10 protein-coding genes are annotated in these 14,981 nt (G+C 67.8%); 7 read left to right on the forward strand and 3 right to left on the reverse strand.

The window, feature by feature from the left end; translation table 11 throughout:
• Positions 1–1,026 (reverse strand): glycosyltransferase family 2 protein, encoded by a 1,026-nt coding sequence (locus Vlu01_RS02805; RefSeq protein WP_203992678.1) that lies wholly within the window; start codon positions 1,024–1,026, stop codon positions 1–3.
• 201 nt (positions 1,027–1,227) lie between these two features.
• The gene (locus tag Vlu01_RS02810; RefSeq protein ID WP_203992681.1) at positions 1,228–2,397 is read right to left on the reverse strand and encodes an endonuclease/exonuclease/phosphatase family protein; all 1,170 of its coding nucleotides are present in this window, start codon (positions 2,395–2,397) and stop codon (positions 1,228–1,230) included.
• 442 nt (positions 2,398–2,839) lie between these two features.
• On the opposite strand from Vlu01_RS02810, the gene Vlu01_RS02815 reads away from it, so the two are divergent.
• The 4 genes from Vlu01_RS02815 to Vlu01_RS02830 are packed head-to-tail and all read left to right on the forward strand — an operon-like array spanning position 2,840 to position 7,079.
• Entirely contained in the window at positions 2,840–3,871 is a 1,032-nt protein-coding gene (locus tag Vlu01_RS02815; RefSeq protein WP_203993586.1) for an NAD-dependent epimerase/dehydratase family protein, read from the forward strand.
• 28 nt (positions 3,872–3,899) lie between these two features.
• Positions 3,900–4,889 carry a UbiA prenyltransferase family protein gene (locus Vlu01_RS02820; protein WP_203992684.1) on the forward strand — a complete coding sequence of 330 codons (990 nt, stop codon included), beginning with the start codon at positions 3,900–3,902 and terminating at the stop codon, positions 4,887–4,889.
• 27 nt (positions 4,890–4,916) lie between these two features.
• Complete coding sequence (locus Vlu01_RS02825) at positions 4,917–6,065, forward strand: glycosyltransferase family 4 protein (RefSeq protein ID WP_203992687.1); 1,149 nt, start codon at positions 4,917–4,919, stop codon at positions 6,063–6,065.
• A gap of 51 nt (positions 6,066–6,116) precedes the next feature.
• On the forward strand, positions 6,117–7,079 hold the full coding sequence (locus Vlu01_RS02830) for an aldo/keto reductase (RefSeq protein WP_203992690.1): 963 nt from the start codon (positions 6,117–6,119) through the stop codon (positions 7,077–7,079).
• A gap of 81 nt (positions 7,080–7,160) precedes the next feature.
• Here the strand turns inward: Vlu01_RS02830 and Vlu01_RS02835 are convergent, their stop codons facing one another.
• Entirely contained in the window at positions 7,161–8,405 is a 1,245-nt protein-coding gene (locus Vlu01_RS02835; RefSeq protein WP_203992706.1) for a PQQ-dependent sugar dehydrogenase, read from the reverse strand.
• A gap of 510 nt (positions 8,406–8,915) precedes the next feature.
• On the opposite strand from Vlu01_RS02835, the gene Vlu01_RS02840 reads away from it, so the two are divergent.
• From Vlu01_RS02840 to Vlu01_RS02850, 3 genes are all read left to right on the forward strand, one after another.
• Positions 8,916–10,280 (forward strand): endo-1,4-beta-xylanase, encoded by a 1,365-nt coding sequence (locus Vlu01_RS02840; protein ID WP_203993589.1) that lies wholly within the window; start codon positions 8,916–8,918, stop codon positions 10,278–10,280.
• 44 nt (positions 10,281–10,324) lie between these two features.
• The gene (locus tag Vlu01_RS02845; RefSeq protein ID WP_203992708.1) at positions 10,325–11,770 is read left to right on the forward strand and encodes a ricin-type beta-trefoil lectin domain protein; all 1,446 of its coding nucleotides are present in this window, start codon (positions 10,325–10,327) and stop codon (positions 11,768–11,770) included.
• Between the two features lie 107 nt (positions 11,771–11,877).
• Positions 11,878–14,526, forward strand: a complete 2,649-nt coding sequence (locus tag Vlu01_RS02850; protein ID WP_203993592.1) for an RICIN domain-containing protein — start codon at positions 11,878–11,880, stop codon at positions 14,524–14,526.
• Positions 14,527–14,981: the final 455 nt, after the last annotated feature.

Raw genomic sequence — 14,981 nt, forward strand, 5'->3', positions numbered from 1 at the left:
CTAGTGGACGCCGGCCGGCGTCTGGTACCTCTGTCGGAAGCGCGCGTCGAGCACGTAGCGCAGGCCACCACTCAACGCGCCCGCGGAAATCGCGAGACTGTACAGAAAACTGAGTAGCGCGCTTGGCGGGACCATCCGCCAGCCTGCGGTACGTCGGACGTAGTTCAACAGGGGGAGGTCGACGCCGATGAACCACGTCAGGAAGGCGACCGGAACGGCCGCCAGGTAGGGGGAGACCAGCACCAGGGGGAGGCTGGTGGTGGCCAGGAAGGCGGCCGCGACCTCGGCGGGCCGGTGCGTGGCCTCCCGCTCGGGCTTCAGCTCGCGTTGCTTGAGAACCAGGGGAACCAGTGAGCCGGCCCGCCGATAGAGCTTCCGCAGGATCGAGGACAGCTGGTCGTCGTCGTCGTGGTAACCGACCACGGACAGGGTGCGGGTGACCGGGTAGTGCTCCGCGATCCGGAGGCTGAACTCGTGGTCCTCGTTGGCGTACTGGCCGAGCAGCCGCTCGTCGAACGCCCCGATGTCGTCGATGACCCGGCGGGGTACGGCGCCGCTGGCGAAGTGGCCGGTCCGGGCCGGCCCGAGCTTGCGGGTGGCGCGGTAGTGGCCGTAGAGCACCTGCACCCACTCCACCACGCCGTCGTCGACCAGAGGGCGGTCGCCGTAGACGCCCCAGACGGCTCCGTAGGAAGGGTTCTCCTCGAAGATCTTGACGGCGTTGGCGACCGCGTCGGGGGCGAGGGCCACATCCGAGTCGAGGAAGAAGAGGATGTCGCCGCTGCTTGCGGCTATGCCGCGGTTGCGGGCGGGGCCGGCACCGACATTGTCGGTCAGTTCGATGAGCGTGCAACCAAGTTTTCTGACGATCTCCGGTGTGTCGTCGGTGCTGGCATCGTCGACGACGATGACCTCGATCGACGGGTGGGTCTGGTGCAATGCCGAGAGCACGCTCAGGGCGATGGTCTTCCGGCTGTTGTGACAGGGGATTACCACTGACACCAGTGGCGTGTGGGCGGGCTTCATTGATGCTCCTCGGGCAGGAATTCGGCTGCGCTGGGAGGTGGACGACGCACCTGCTCGTCGGTTTCTCGTCGTCGAGAAGACCCGTCGACCACCTTAGTGCCTGATCGACATCGGTAGACAACTGCCGATCGGTTTCATGCTGGTTAAATGCTCGGGATGCCCCGCCACCGCGTGTTTCGCGCCAATGTGACGCTCATCTCGTCAGGGTGCCGAGATGACGAACTGCTGGGCCTTGTGGTCGGACAGGCCATTGGGGAGGGTTAAATCGTAACTGTGCACCTTGATGTCCGGAGTGGTGAAGAGCCAATCGATACGCCACATTCGCGGCTTGTCGCCCACCGGCCAGGTGACCGGGTAGAGCGAGGAGAGCGCCCTGCTCTGGTCGACCAGCCGGTCGGAGACCATGTCGAGGAGATTCATCGACGGTGACGTGTTCAGGTCACCGGCCATCACCGCCCGGTTCGGATTCTTTTCCAGGTCGGCGGCAATGGCCTGGTAGCTGGCCTGCCGGATCTCGAAGTTGAACCGGTCGATCTCGAACATGTTGCGGTCATCGTCGCTGCGCAGCAGCAGGATCCGGACCGGCGGCTGGAAGATGTGCGAGTTGTAGAACGACACGACCTGGCCGTTGACCCGGATGTCGGTACGCAGCGCCTGTGACGTGTAGAAGAGCGGCCGGTCGACGAGGGCCGGCGGTACCGGCTTCAGGTCGTCCGGCAGGTACGGCTGCGAGTCGAGCCACGCATGCCCGACCACCGGCAGCCGGGTGAGCGTGACGTTGCGCCCCTCGCGGACGATCGTGTAGCCGGGGAACGCGGCCTTCAACTGCGCCGTCTGGTCGATCTCGTACGCCTGCGCGAAGATGTCGACCAACGAGTCGTCGACGTTGGCGTACTCGTGCAGCATGTAGACGTCGGCGTCCATCTCCCGCAGGAAGTCGTAGAACTGCGCCGTGGTGGTGCGCTGCTCCCCGCCGTTACGCCGGTCCTGGTCCCAGTACTCGGTGTTCCAGGTCACCACCTTGATGGCGTCGGCGGGCGCCGGTGGCGGGGTGTAGAACACCGTCGCGAAGTTGATCCCGCTGTAGCCGACGCCGAGCACGAGGGCGAGCAGTGCCGCCCCGACCAGCCGTCTGCGCATCGGTCGCGCCAGCCAGGCGACGGGTAGCAGCATCACCGGGACCGCCGCCCAGACGATCGGCGGGAGCAGGTCCACCGGGCCCCACACGTACGTCCGGGCGCTGAGCAGATGGTGCAGCACGACGACGACCAGCCAGCCCACGCAGGCCACGGCCGCGAGGCGTACCCCCCAGCGGGCCCGCCGAGACCGGCCGGAAGGCCCCGGCGACAGCTCCGGATCCTTTTCGTCCATTATTGCGGTCGTTCTTGCCGCCGCTTCCGTCATCGCAACTCCTTTACGTGGCGCCGGTTCCCGCCGAGGTCGGTACCGGCTGGCAAAAGGTATCGATCGGCACCTTGCTCGAAGCTTGTTCCGGACACCAAGGAGGGGGCAATCGTCGCTCACTAGCGTCACGAGTGCTAATACCGGATTCACCACCGAGGACGGAGCCGCCGGATGGAGCATGCGCAGCCTATCGACGCTCGCACGGAGCCGGCGTCGGCGCGGCGCGGCTGGTCGGTCCGGTATGCGACTTGCCGGGCATTTGGCGGACCGGCCCGATTGGTCGGCAACGGTGACCGATGGATGGTCGGTCGGTAAATATCCAATGACGGTGAATGCCGGAAACGTCGCCGCTGCGCAGTCGTGACACTGCCGTCGACAGCGCGACATTTCTTCGAAACGGGAGATGGAAGTGCACGTTGTGGTGACCGGAGCCGCCGGCATGTTGGGCACCGCGTTGTTGGCGCGCCCCTGGCCGGGAGTGACCTGGACCGGAGTGGACATCCGTCCACTCGCGCCCCGGGTACGAGGGCGGGCGAGCTTCGTCCGGGCTGACGTCCGGGATGTCGAGGCGATGACCCGCGCCTTCCGCTGCGCGGACGTGGTCATCCACTCCGCCGCCGCGTTGCCCAGCCACCGGGCGGCGGAGATCCGATCGGTGGACGTGGAGGGCACCGGGGCGGCGTTGGCTGCGGCGCGGCGGGCCGGTGTGGACCGGTTCGTGCACATCTCGTCCACCGCCGTCTACGGGCTGCCCCGGGACTGCCCCACGCCGGAGGACTACCCGTGCGAACCGGTGGACCCCTACTCGGCGGCGAAGCTCGGCGCCGAGACCGCCGTGCTCCGGCAGCGCGAACAGGGCCTCTGCGCCCCGATCGTGCGGCCCAAGACCTTCCTCGGCGAGGAGCGTCTTGGTCTCTTCGCCATGCTCTTCGAGTGGGCCGACGAGGGCCGGCACTTCCCGCTGATCGGCGGCGGCGACGTCGCCACCCAGATGCTCGACGTCGAGGACCTCTGCGCGGCGATCCAGCTGATCTGCGAGGCGCCCGACGACAAGGCCAACGACACGTTCAACATCGGCGCGCGCGAGTTCCGCACCCTACGGGAGGACTTCCAGGCCGTCCTGGACGCCGCCGGCCACGGCCGGCGGGTCCTGGCCATGCCGGTGGGGCCCGCCGTCACCGTGCTGCGCGTGCTCGCCGCGACGCGCCTCTCCCCGGTCTACAAGCGACTCGTGCACAAGCTCACCCGGGACTCGTACGTCTCGATCGACCGAGCGACGCAGCGGCTCGGGTTCAACCCGCGGTTCAGCAACGAACAGGCGCTGTTGAAGACGTACCAGTGGTGGCGGGCGAACGCCGCCGGGGCGCGGCGCAGCGCCGGACGTACGCACCGCGACCCCTGGAAGCAGGGCGCCCTGAGCCTGGCGAAGGCGCTGTTCTGACACTCCACGGAGCAAGGAGAGGTCCGCCATGAATCACGCCCTGGAAGCACCGACTCCCACCTCGCCGGACCTGCCCGTGGTCTCCGTCGACCCGGCCGTCGCCGTGCAGGCACTGAAACCGCTGGCCCGCGTCACCGGACTGTTCGTCCTACTGCGACCCCGCCAGTGGGTCAAGGGCAGTCTGGTGCTGGCGGCGCCGCTCGTCGCGGCCCCCGGCGCCACGGTGACCCATATCGTGCCGCTGCTCGGCACGCTGTTGAGCTTCCTGGCCGCCGCCTCGGCCGTGTACGTCTTCAACGATCTGAGGGACCGGGAACGCGACCGCCTACACCCGGTCAAACGAAACCGTCCATTGGCCAGCGGGCGGGTGAGCACGACCGCCGCGGTCATACTCCTCATCGGCCTGCTCACCGTCACCGCCGCCCTGGCCATCCTGCTACCCGCCCTGACGGGCGTGGTCGTCGCCGGCTATCTCGCCCTCAACCTCTGGTACTGCCTGGCACTCAAGCACCAGCCACTGGTCGACGTGTCGGTCGTCTCCATCGGATTCGTCCTGCGGGTGCTCGCCGGCACCATCGCCGTCGGCGCGGCCGTCCATCCGGCGCTGCTGATCGGGGTCTACTGCGCGTGCCTCGCGCTCTCCCTCGGCAAGCGACGCCACGAACTCGCCGCCCTGTCGGCCGCAGGCGGTGAGGCCGGCGAGCACCGGCCGGCGCTGCGCGCGTACTCGGTGCACTTCCTGGACCAGATGGTGGTGGTGAACCTGGTGGCGGCGCTGATCGGCTACGTCGCCTTCGTCTGGACCCAGACCCCGCCGTACGGGCCGGTCACCGCCGGGCTGACCTTCCCGTTCGCCGCGTTCGCGGTACACCGCTATCTGCAGATGATCGCCATGGGCGGCTCCCGTGGCGATCCGGTCGAGGACCTCGTCCGGGACCGCGCGCTGCTGGTCAATCTCGGCCTCTGGGCCGCGGTGCTGGCGCAGGCGATGCTGGCCGACACCTGGCACGTCTGGTAACCGATCGACACCCCCTTGGAGAAGAGCGTGAGCAGCAAAGACTCCCACGAGTACGACCTCTGCGTCGCGGTCAACTACTACTCGCCCTACGTCAGTGGGCTGACCGAGGTGGCCCGGGTGCTCGCCGAGGGCCTTGCCGGGCGGGGCTGGCGGGTGGCGGTGGTCGCCGTCCGGCACGACCCGACGCTTCCGCTGCGGGAGAGCCGCAACGGCGTCGACGTCTACCGCAGCCCGGTGGTCGCCTCGGTCGGTCGTGGTCCGGTCAGTCCCGGCTTCCCGGCCCTGGTGCGCCGGGTCGCCCGGCGTTCGCGGGTGGTCAACCTGCATCTGCCGATGCTGGAAGGAGCGTTGATCACTGCCCTGCCGCTGCGGGTGCCGGTGGTGACCACCTACCACATCGACCTCTGGCTGCCGCCCACCCTGGTGACCCGGGCGGCGATGGCCGCGGTGCGGGTGTCGTCGCGGGTCACGCTGCGCCGCTCGGACGCCGTCGTCGTCAACAGCGACGACCAGGCGCGGTACTCGGAGCTCTGGTCGATCCTGCGGTCCAGCCAGCGGTCCGCGATTCCGGCACCCTGCCTCGACCGGCGCGGTGGGGAGGCGGCATACCGGGAGACCGGCGGCCCGCACATCGGCTTCCTCGGCCGGATCGTGCCGGACAAGGGTCTGGACTACCTGGTGGCCGCATTCGCCGAGATCCCGGATCCCGAGGCGCGGCTGCTGCTCGGCGGCGACTATCTGACCGTCGCGGGCGGAAGCGTGATCGACCGGATCCGGGCGGCCGCCGAACGGGATCCCCGGATCCGGATTCTCGGGCTGCTCCGTGGCCGGCAGATCAACGATTTCTACGCCTCCATCGACGCCTTCGCCCTGCCCTCCGTCGCCGAGTCCTTCGGCATCGCGCAGGCCGAGGCGATGATGTGCGGTATCCCGTCGGTCACCACCGATCTGCCCGGCGGTCGGTATCCGGTCCTGGCGACCGGGATGGGAAGGGTCGTCCAGCCGCGGGACCCGGCCGGACTACGGGTGGCGCTGCTGGACGTGCTCAGCTGGGACGCCGACACCCGGCGCGAGGGGGCCAAGCGGGCCCTGGAGGAGTTCGGTGTGGACGGATGTCTGGACCGGTACGCGGCGCTGTTCCGGGTCCACGGGGCGCGGGCCGGCGCATTGATGTGAGCGGCGTTCCGATCAGTAGAATGGCAGCCACGTTCCGTCACGGAGGTGCAGATGCACAGCAGGAATTTCGGTCGTCTCGGCACGGTCAGCGCGCTCACCCTGGGCGGTGGCGGGATCGGCGGTGTGTGGGGGGCAACCGACCACGCCGAGGCGGTGGCGACCGTGCGGGCGGCCGTCGACGGTGGCGTCACGATGCTCGACCTGGCCCCGACCTACGGTGACGGCTACGCGGCCGAGAACGTCGCCGGTGCCGCGCTGCGCGGCATTCCGGCCACGGACGTCCTGGTCACCAGCAAGATCGAACTGCCCGAGCAGGACGGCGGGGATCTTCCGGCGAAGATGATCCGCAGCCTGCACGCCACCCTGGAGCGTCTCGGCCGCGAGCAGCTGGATCTCTTCCTGCTCCACTCTCAACTGCACCCGCAGGGCTGGACCGGCCCCACTCCCCGAACACTCGGCTGGGACCTGTACCGAGACCAGGTGGTGCCCACCTTCGAACGGCTGCGCGACGAGGGCAAGATCCGGGCCTGGGGGTTGACCGGTGTCGGCCACCCGCAGACCGTGATCGACGCCATGCACCAGCAGCCGCGCCCGGATGCGGTGCAAGCGGTGGTGAACGCCCTTGACCTGAGTGGCGACATGTGGCTGCTCGGCGCGTCGGCCGAGCCTCGGAACGACGAGATCCGCCGAGCCGCGGTCGCCGACGGCGTCTCGGTGATCGCCATCCGTGCCGTGGCGGCGGGAGCGCTCACCGGCGAGATCGACCGGTCCGTGGCGGACGACGCCCCGGTCGCGGTCGACTTCGCGGCGGCGGAGCGGTTCCGCGCGCTCGCCGCCGAGTTCGGTGAGTCGCCCGCCTCGTTGGCCCACCGGTACGCCCTGAGCGTCCCCGGTGTGGCGACCGTGGTGCTCGGCGTCAAGAACCGCACCGAGCTGGCGGAGTGCCTCGCCGCCGAGGCCCGTGGTCCGCTGACCGAGGTCGAACGGAAGGCCCTGCTCGACCTGCGGAGCTGAGCGAACGGCGAGCCGGGCAGCGTGCCGGACAGGCCGGCGGCACAGACGACGATCTGCGGTGCCGCCGGCCCTCGCCCAGGTTCAGCGGTTCGCTGGCTCGCTGCTCGGAGCCGGTTGGACGCGCTCGAACCGTACCCGGCTCAGCCATCCCGGCAGGTCACTGAGCACGTACAGTTCGCCGTGCACGTCGGCGTCGATCGCGGTCGGCTGGATCGGGAAATTGCCGATGATGGCGGACTCGTAGCCACCCCGCGGCTTGGGGCGTACGGCGAAGGCGGTGGTCGAGCAGTAGTCGCTCGCGACGTAGGTGCCCCATGCCTCCGGGGTGGCGGAGCCTCGGTACACCACACCACCGGTCACCGAGCAGCTCTCCGTCATGTAGTGCTCGTACTCGAAGACCGGATCGGTGTACTTCACGCCCGGCCGGCACTGCTCCGGGTCGAACACCGGGGTGCCCTCCCGGCAGGACCAGCCGAGGTTCGCCCCACCCTGCCACGGGCGGATGTGGTTGATCTCCTCGACCAGGCCCTGGCCGACGTCACCGATCCACAGTGAGTTGTCGATGTCGATCGAGAACCGCCACGGGTTGCGCAGCCCGTAGAGCCAGATCTCCGGACGCGCGTCGCGCTTGCGGACGAAGGGGTTGTCGGCGGGTACGCAGTAGGGCTTCGCCCCGCAGCTGCGGTTGACGTCGATCCGCACGATCTTGCCGAGCAGGGTGCTGAGGTCCTGGCCGGCCTTGTACGGGTCGTTGGCGTGACCGCCGTCGCCGAGGGACCAGTAGAGGTAGCCGTCGCGGCCGAATGCCACCTGTCCGCCGTTGTGGTTGTTGTATTCGGCGTGCTCCTGGGTGAGCAGCACCTGGAGCCGCTCAGGAGCGTTGATGGGCAGCCGCGCCAGGGTCAGTGCGCCGGCCGGGAGGCTCGTGTACGCCACGTAGAGCATCCCGCTCCGCGCAAAGTTCGGCGCGGGCGTGATGCCGAGCAGGCCGCGCTCGTTGCCCGAGGTGTCGACCAGGGCGGTCAGGTCGAGCACCGGATCGGCCGCCAGGCCGGTGTCGGGGTGGTAGGAGCGGACGGTGCCGTTCTTCTCCGCGATGAGCATCCGGCCGTCCGGCAGCCCGGTGAGCGCGATCGGACGCTGTAGACCGAAAGCCACCTGTTCGTACGCCACGGTCAGTTCGGTGAGTGGGACGACCCGGCTGGAGCGTGGCCCGCCGGCCGTGGCGGGATCCGCCACCGAGGGCGGTGGTACCAGCAATGCGGACAGGGCCAAGACGAGCAGTCCGGCCAGTACGGGGGCAGAGCGCCAACGCCGTCGCGACATGTCTTCAGCTCCTCGAGCAGGTTGGACGGGGTACGCAGTCTGGGAGCGTTCCCACCATACATCAGCAAAGATCGATGTCAAACGGCTCGTCCGGTTCTCGGAGTTGCTCAGGCGGCCGTGACTCGGGTCGGGATGTTTGCGTGCACATTGGAGGCCGTGATCGGCGGGTCAACCGATGCTATCCACCGCTGTGGATCTCTGAACCACGGGTTTCTGTAGCCGGCACGACGCGTCCGATCCGCCAGTCAGCCGCAATGACCTTGATAAACGCCGCATTGTTCGGGTCGAGGCAGTGAACTTCTTGAGTGCCTCGTAACTTTGTGGCAATCTCGGTTTCATCGATGTGTAGCGTTCTCCCGTTGCCTGTGGTCTGCCCGCCGTGCACCTGAGCCGACCGGTTGTGTTAGCGCTAACCATCGAACTGACGCGACTCTGGAGGTGCGGTAACACATGAGCAATCTCGTACATCCGAACGGTTCTCCGCGACGACGGTGGTCCACCGGAGCGACGATGCGTGCGCTGGCGGTCGGGTTGCTGGTGGCCGGCACGGTGCTGGCGCCCACCGGTGCCGCCAACGCGGGCACCACGCTGGGCGCCTCCGCAGCGGAGAAGGGCCGCTACTTCGGTGCCGCGGTCGGGACGTACAAGTTCAACGACAACACGTACATGACGGTGTTGAACCGTGAGTTCAACAGCCTCGTCGCCGAGAACGAGATGAAGTGGGACGCGACCGAGCCACAGCGGGGCGTCTTCAACTACAGCGGCGGCGACCGCATCGTCAACCACGCCCGCTCGCGCGGAATGAAGGTACGCGGGCACACCCTGCTCTGGCACGCGCAGCAGCCGGGTTGGGCACAGAACCTGTCCGGTGGCGACCTACGCAACGCCGCCATCAACCACGTCACCCAGGTCGCCACCCACTTCCGGGGGCAGATCTACTCGTGGGACGTGGTGAACGAGGCGTTCGCCGACGGTGGCAGCGGCGCCCGGCGCGACTCGAACCTGCAACGCACCGGCAACGACTGGATCGAGGCGGCGTTCCGCGCCGCGCGGGCGGCCGACCCGGGCGCGAAGCTCTGCTACAACGACTACAACACCGACGGCATCAACGCGAAGTCGACAGGCGTCTACAACATGGTGCGCGACTTCAAGTCTCGCGGCGTACCGATCGACTGCGTCGGCTTCCAGTCCCACCTGGGCACCACGCTCCCCGGCGACTACCAGGCCAACCTCCAGCGCTTCGCCGACCTGGGCGTCGACGTGGAGATCACCGAGCTGGACATCACCCAGGGCGGCAACCAGGCCAACATGTACGGCGCCGTCACCCGCGCCTGCCTGGCAATCTCGCGCTGCACCGGTATCACGGTGTGGGGCGTGCGGGACTGCGACTCCTGGCGCGGCGGCGACAACGCCCTGCTCTTCGACTGCGCCGGCAACAAGAAGGCCGCGTACACGGCGGTCCTCGACGCCCTCAACGGCGGCACCAACCCGAACCCGACCGGCAACAGGTTCCGCAACGAGGCGTCCGGCAGGTGCCTGGACGTGAACGGTGCGAGTTCGGCAAACGGCGCTCAGATGATCATCTGGGACTGCCACAGCAATGCCAACCAGCAGTTCACCCAGAACGGGCGGGCGTTGCAGGTGATGGGCAAGTGCCTGGACGTGCCGAACAACGCCGCCGCCGGCACCCGGGTGCAGATCTACGACTGCCACGGCGGGACGAACCAGCAGTGGGTGATCAACAGCAACGGCACGATCAGCAATGCGCAGACCGGGCTGTGCCTGGACGTCAACGGCGCCGCCACCGCCAACGGCTCCGCGGTCATCGTGTGGAGCTGCCACGGCAACGCCAACCAACGTTGGTCACGGGCCTGAGCTGACGAGCCCGGCAGTCGGCACCGCAGAGAAGGAGAACGACAATGGCCATGTCCCGCTCACATCGTCACCTGAGCCGGGTACTCACAGGCGCCCTGGCCGCTCTCCTTGCGGTGCCGACCGCCGTGCTGGGTGGTGTCTCGCCCGCTGCTGCGGACACCACCGGGTTCCGGGGGGTCAACTGGGCCAGGTTGGGTGACAACTTCCACGGTGGACCGCTGGTCCTGCACGGCCTGAGCAGCTCCGACAGTTACGCGACGGTCGTGGCCAAGGCCAACGCGATCTACACCGGCTTCCAGAACAACCTGGGGGCCAACACGGTCCGGCTGCCGATCAACACCTACACCGTCGGTACGAGCTGGTGGAACGCGTACACCGGAGCGATCGACGCGGCCACGGCGAAGGGCCTCAAGGTCGTCCTCTCCTACTGGGACGACGGGGTAGCCGCCAGCGGAGGCCGGATCGTCAACACCACCGCCTTCAACACCATGTGGAACACCGTGGTCGCGAGATACGGCACCAACGCCCTGGTGTACTTCGAGCCGATGAACGAACCGGGCGGGCACAGCGCCGCCGACTGGGCCAACGTGGTCAACGACTGGCTCAACGCCCGTCCGTCGATCCCCCGTAACCGGGTCTTCGTCAGCGGTGCCGGGCTGAACACCGACATCAGGTCGATGTGTGCCGACCGTCGGCTCGACGGGACGCTGGTGTCGCTGCACCACTACACCTTCTTCAGCGGTGCGAAGACCTATGACCAGTGGGTGACGTTCCTGCGCGACGCGATCGGCTCCTGCGCCGCTCGTACCGTGATGGACGAGTTCGGTGCGCCGATGGACACCGGGCTCAACTACCACGACGCGAGCAGCACGGACAACTTCGTACGCTACTTCCGGGCCACCGCCGACGTGCTGCGGGAACTGCGGATCGGCTCGATCTACTGGCCGGGCCTGGGTGGCAAGGTCACCGCTGGTCAGGGCGACGACTGGTACGCGATGCAGAAGCTGCACGGCAGCGGCACCAACCTCACCCTGAGCACCCCCAACGCGAGCGGCCTCAACCGTCTCCGGCATGCCTGGGGGCTGGGTGACGGCGGTGTCCCCCCGGATGAGATCAGCCTGCTGCGCAACGTCGGCACCGGACAGTGCCTGGACCTCCCCGGCGCCACCACCGCCAATGTCCAGGTCCAGGTGTACCCCTGCAACAACACCGCCGCCCAGCGGTGGACGTTGACGGCCGGCGGGCAGATCACCGCCCTCGCCGGCCAGCGGTGCCTCGACGCGTACAACCGGGGGACCTCGAACGGCACCGTCGTCGGCACGTACGCGTGCAACGGCGGCGACAACCAGCGCTGGACGGTGGGCGGCGACGGCACGATCCGGGGCGCGCAGTCCGGCCTCTGCCTCGACGTGAACACCTCGACGTCCAAGGTCCAGCTCTGGGCCTGCTGGGGCGGTGACAACCAGAAGTGGCAGGTGCAGAAGCAATGACCCGACGCACCTGACTTCGACGCCGCATGGCGAGGCACGTCCGTCGACGGAAGTAGAGGGAGCCAGAAGTGAGATTACTCGTCCAAGGAAGAGGTTCCTTGGCTGCGCTGGCGGTGTTCGTCTCCGCCGTGCTGCCGGCCGTGGTCGCAGATCAGGCCCCGGCTCACGCCGCGGTCCAGGAGACGCTGTACGTCGCACCGAATGGAAACGACGCCAACCCCGGCACGTTGGCGTCACCGTTCCGGACCCTCCAGCGTGCCCGAGACGTGGTCCGCACGAAGACCGCGACCATGACCGGCGACATTCAGGTCTACCTACGCGGTGGCAGCTACCCGGTGAGCAGCACGATCGAGTTCGGGTCGAGCGACTCCGGCACCAACGGCCATCGGGTCGTGTACGCCGCGTACCCGAACGAGACGCCGATCCTTGAGGCCGGTGTGCAGGTGACCGGCTGGACCCAGCACAGCGGGAACATCTGGAAGGCACCGCTGGACCGGGCCAACAAGCTGCGGGCGCTCTACGTCAATGGCCAGCGCGCCCACATGGCCGCCAAGACGATCAGCTCGGCGGGGTGTCACGGGACGTACAACATCACCGCGGGGCAGGCCGACTGGGCCTGGGAGTCAGGCTCGCAGTGCGCCGGCGCGAGATACAGTACGGCCGATTTCCCGGCGATCTCCCAGAATCAGGACGACATCGAGATCGAAACGGCCACGACCTGGACCACGGCCATCGTGGGAGTTCGGCAGGTGACCACCGAAGGCGGGAGCCGGGTCGCGCTGTTCCAGCAGCCGGGTGCCGCCATCGCTCAGGGTGCGTTCAACGGCAACGCCCAGATCAACGGTAGCCACAAGGTCATGAACGCCTACGAGTTCCTGGACACGCCGGGCGAGTTCTACTTCGACAAGTCCAGTCGGACGCTGTACTACTACAAGGCTGGCGCCGACAACATGTCCACCGCGACGGTTTTCGCGCCGAACAACGTGACGACGGTGCTCCGGATCGCCGGCACCTCGACCAGCAACCACGCTCGCAACATCACCTTCTCCGGCCTCACCGTGCGGCACTCCGACTGGAACCTGTTCAACGTCGCCGGCTCCGTCTACAAGCAGGCCCAGCAGGGCAATCTTGGCGCGCAGGCGTACGCGAAGGGCAACTTCCACGTCTACTACTACCGCAACGTCGACGTCACGCCCGGCATCATCCACCTGCAGAACGCCGACGGGATCCTGCTGGAGCGAAACCGGATCGAGCACACCGGGGCCGACGGGATCAACATGGTCAACGACGTGGTGAGTTCACAGCTGATCGGCAACTACACGAACGACATCGCCGGAACGGCGATCAGTGTGGGCCACCCGCAGCACGTCTACGTCGGCGACCACACGTCGAGCAACCGGGAGAAGTACCCGGCCCAGGTCGAGGGGCTTCCGAAGAACATCGAAATCAAGAACAACTACATCCACGACAGCGCGGTGTTGTTCAACGGGCACGGCGCGGTCGCGGCGTACTTCGCCGACTCCCTGACGGTGCAGCACAACCGCATCGAGAAGGCGCCGTGGGCGGGCATCACGATGGGCTGGGGATGGTGGAACTTCGACGGATCCTCAGGGTCGATCGCGCCCAACCGGCCCACCACCACGGCGAAGAACAACACGATCAGCCACAACCACATCATCGACACGGTGCAGCGGCTCAGCGACACGGCTCCCATCTACACGCTGGGCAGCCAGCCGGGCACCACGATCCACAGCAACTATCTCCAGGGCGTTCCGGCCGGCCACAAGTACGGACTCCACCCGGACGAGGGCTCGGCGTACATGACGTTCCGGGACAACGTCCTGAGCGTCGACAAGAACATCACCTGGATGATCAACTCCGACGACTTCGGACGTAAGCACGACCTGAGCATCACGTCCACGTACGGCCCGATCAACAAGGTCTCGAACAAGAACCTGCCCAACAGCACCATCCACGACATCCTCGTCTCCTCCGACTACGTCTGGCCGGCGGCGGCCTACGGAATCGCGGTCAATGCCGGACTCGAAGCCTCGTTCCGGGACATCACCCAGCCGCGCAACCTGCCCATGCAGGACTACGTCCTACCGGCCAGCACCTTCGTCGGCAGCGGCACGTCCTCGATCCCGGTCCGCAGCAGCGGCGACCCGACCAGGTCGCTCTGGCTGGCGCCCTCCGGCACCACCACCTTCACCGCCGGGCCGACGATGACCAGGGCGGACGGTAACGCCACGTCGATTGCGGTGCCGACGTCGTCGGGTGACTACCGCCTCTACGTCATCGACGCCCAAGGCAACCGGTCGGCTCAGTCGACCTCGATCGTCAGGCGGCAGGGCGCCGGCAGCACGCAGGACGCCCAGATCGTGGGTGGCCAGTCCGGCCGGTGCGTCGAAGTTCCCGGCGCCTCCACCACCAACGGCGTTCAGACGCAGCTGTGGGACTGCTCCGGCGCCACCCACCAGCGGTGGGCCTACACCGCCAGCAGGCAACTGACCGTGTACGGCAACAAGTGCCTCGATGCGAGCGGAGCCGGCACCACCAACGGCACCACGGTCATCATCTGGGACTGCCATGGTGGACTCAACCAGCAGTGGAACATCAACGCCAATGGCACCATCACCAACGCCCAGTCCGGACTCTGCCTCGACGCCAACGGTGCCGCCACCGCCAACGGAACAAAGATCATTCTTTGGTCCTGCAACGGCGGCGCGAACCAGCAGTGGAGTCGCCGAGCCTGAGATCGTCGGCCCGGGGCCAGGGCATCCCCTGCCTGGCCCCGGGCCGGCCCGGCATGTCCAAGCGCGCCGTACAACTGCTGCCGGGTCGAACGACGACCGGCCGTCCCTGTCCCAGCTGTTCACCGGTGGCCAGAAATGTTCACCGGGCCGCACCGGGCCCAGCCGACGACGCGTTCGCTATGCCCTGCGGTTTGGTCCCCGCGCCTCCCGGCGGTAGTGCACCGCTGAACCAGAAAGGGCCACTGTGCCCGGCTGGCTCGGGGCGGGCACGGTGTGTGTGGGGGGGCCATGATCCGTAATGTCAGCGTCCTGACACTTCCATTGTCTGATCCGCGCATTGTGGGGATCGCCCGATGGCGGTCGCCTGTGTCCGTGTGGGTACCTCCTACTGTCCTGGAGCCCCCACCTGTGCACTGGCCGTATACGAAAGGCCGACGCGTACGAGGATGTGGTGA

Source organism: Micromonospora lutea (genome assembly GCF_016863535.1).
GTDB lineage: Bacteria > Actinomycetota > Actinomycetes > Mycobacteriales > Micromonosporaceae > Micromonospora > Micromonospora lutea.

What these genes read in the sequence shown, in the direction of transcription:
- Vlu01_RS02840 (WP_203993589.1), top strand. Translation starts at nt 8,916, where the DNA reads ATGCGTGCGCTGGCGGTCGGGTTGCTGGTGGCCGGCACGGTGCTGGCG.
- Vlu01_RS02830 (WP_203992690.1), top strand. Translation starts at nt 6,117, where the DNA reads ATGCACAGCAGGAATTTCGGTCGTCTCGGCACGGTCAGCGCGCTCACC.
- Vlu01_RS02820 (WP_203992684.1), top strand. Translation starts at nt 3,900, where the DNA reads ATGAATCACGCCCTGGAAGCACCGACTCCCACCTCGCCGGACCTGCCC.
- Vlu01_RS02805 (WP_203992678.1), bottom strand. Translation starts at nt 1,026, where the DNA reads ATGAAGCCCGCCCACACGCCACTGGTGTCAGTGGTAATCCCCTGTCAC.
- Vlu01_RS02810 (WP_203992681.1), bottom strand. Translation starts at nt 2,397, where the DNA reads ATGGACGAAAAGGATCCGGAGCTGTCGCCGGGGCCTTCCGGCCGGTCT.
- Vlu01_RS02845 (WP_203992708.1), top strand. Translation starts at nt 10,325, where the DNA reads ATGGCCATGTCCCGCTCACATCGTCACCTGAGCCGGGTACTCACAGGC.
- Vlu01_RS02835 (WP_203992706.1), bottom strand. Translation starts at nt 8,405, where the DNA reads ATGTCGCGACGGCGTTGGCGCTCTGCCCCCGTACTGGCCGGACTGCTC.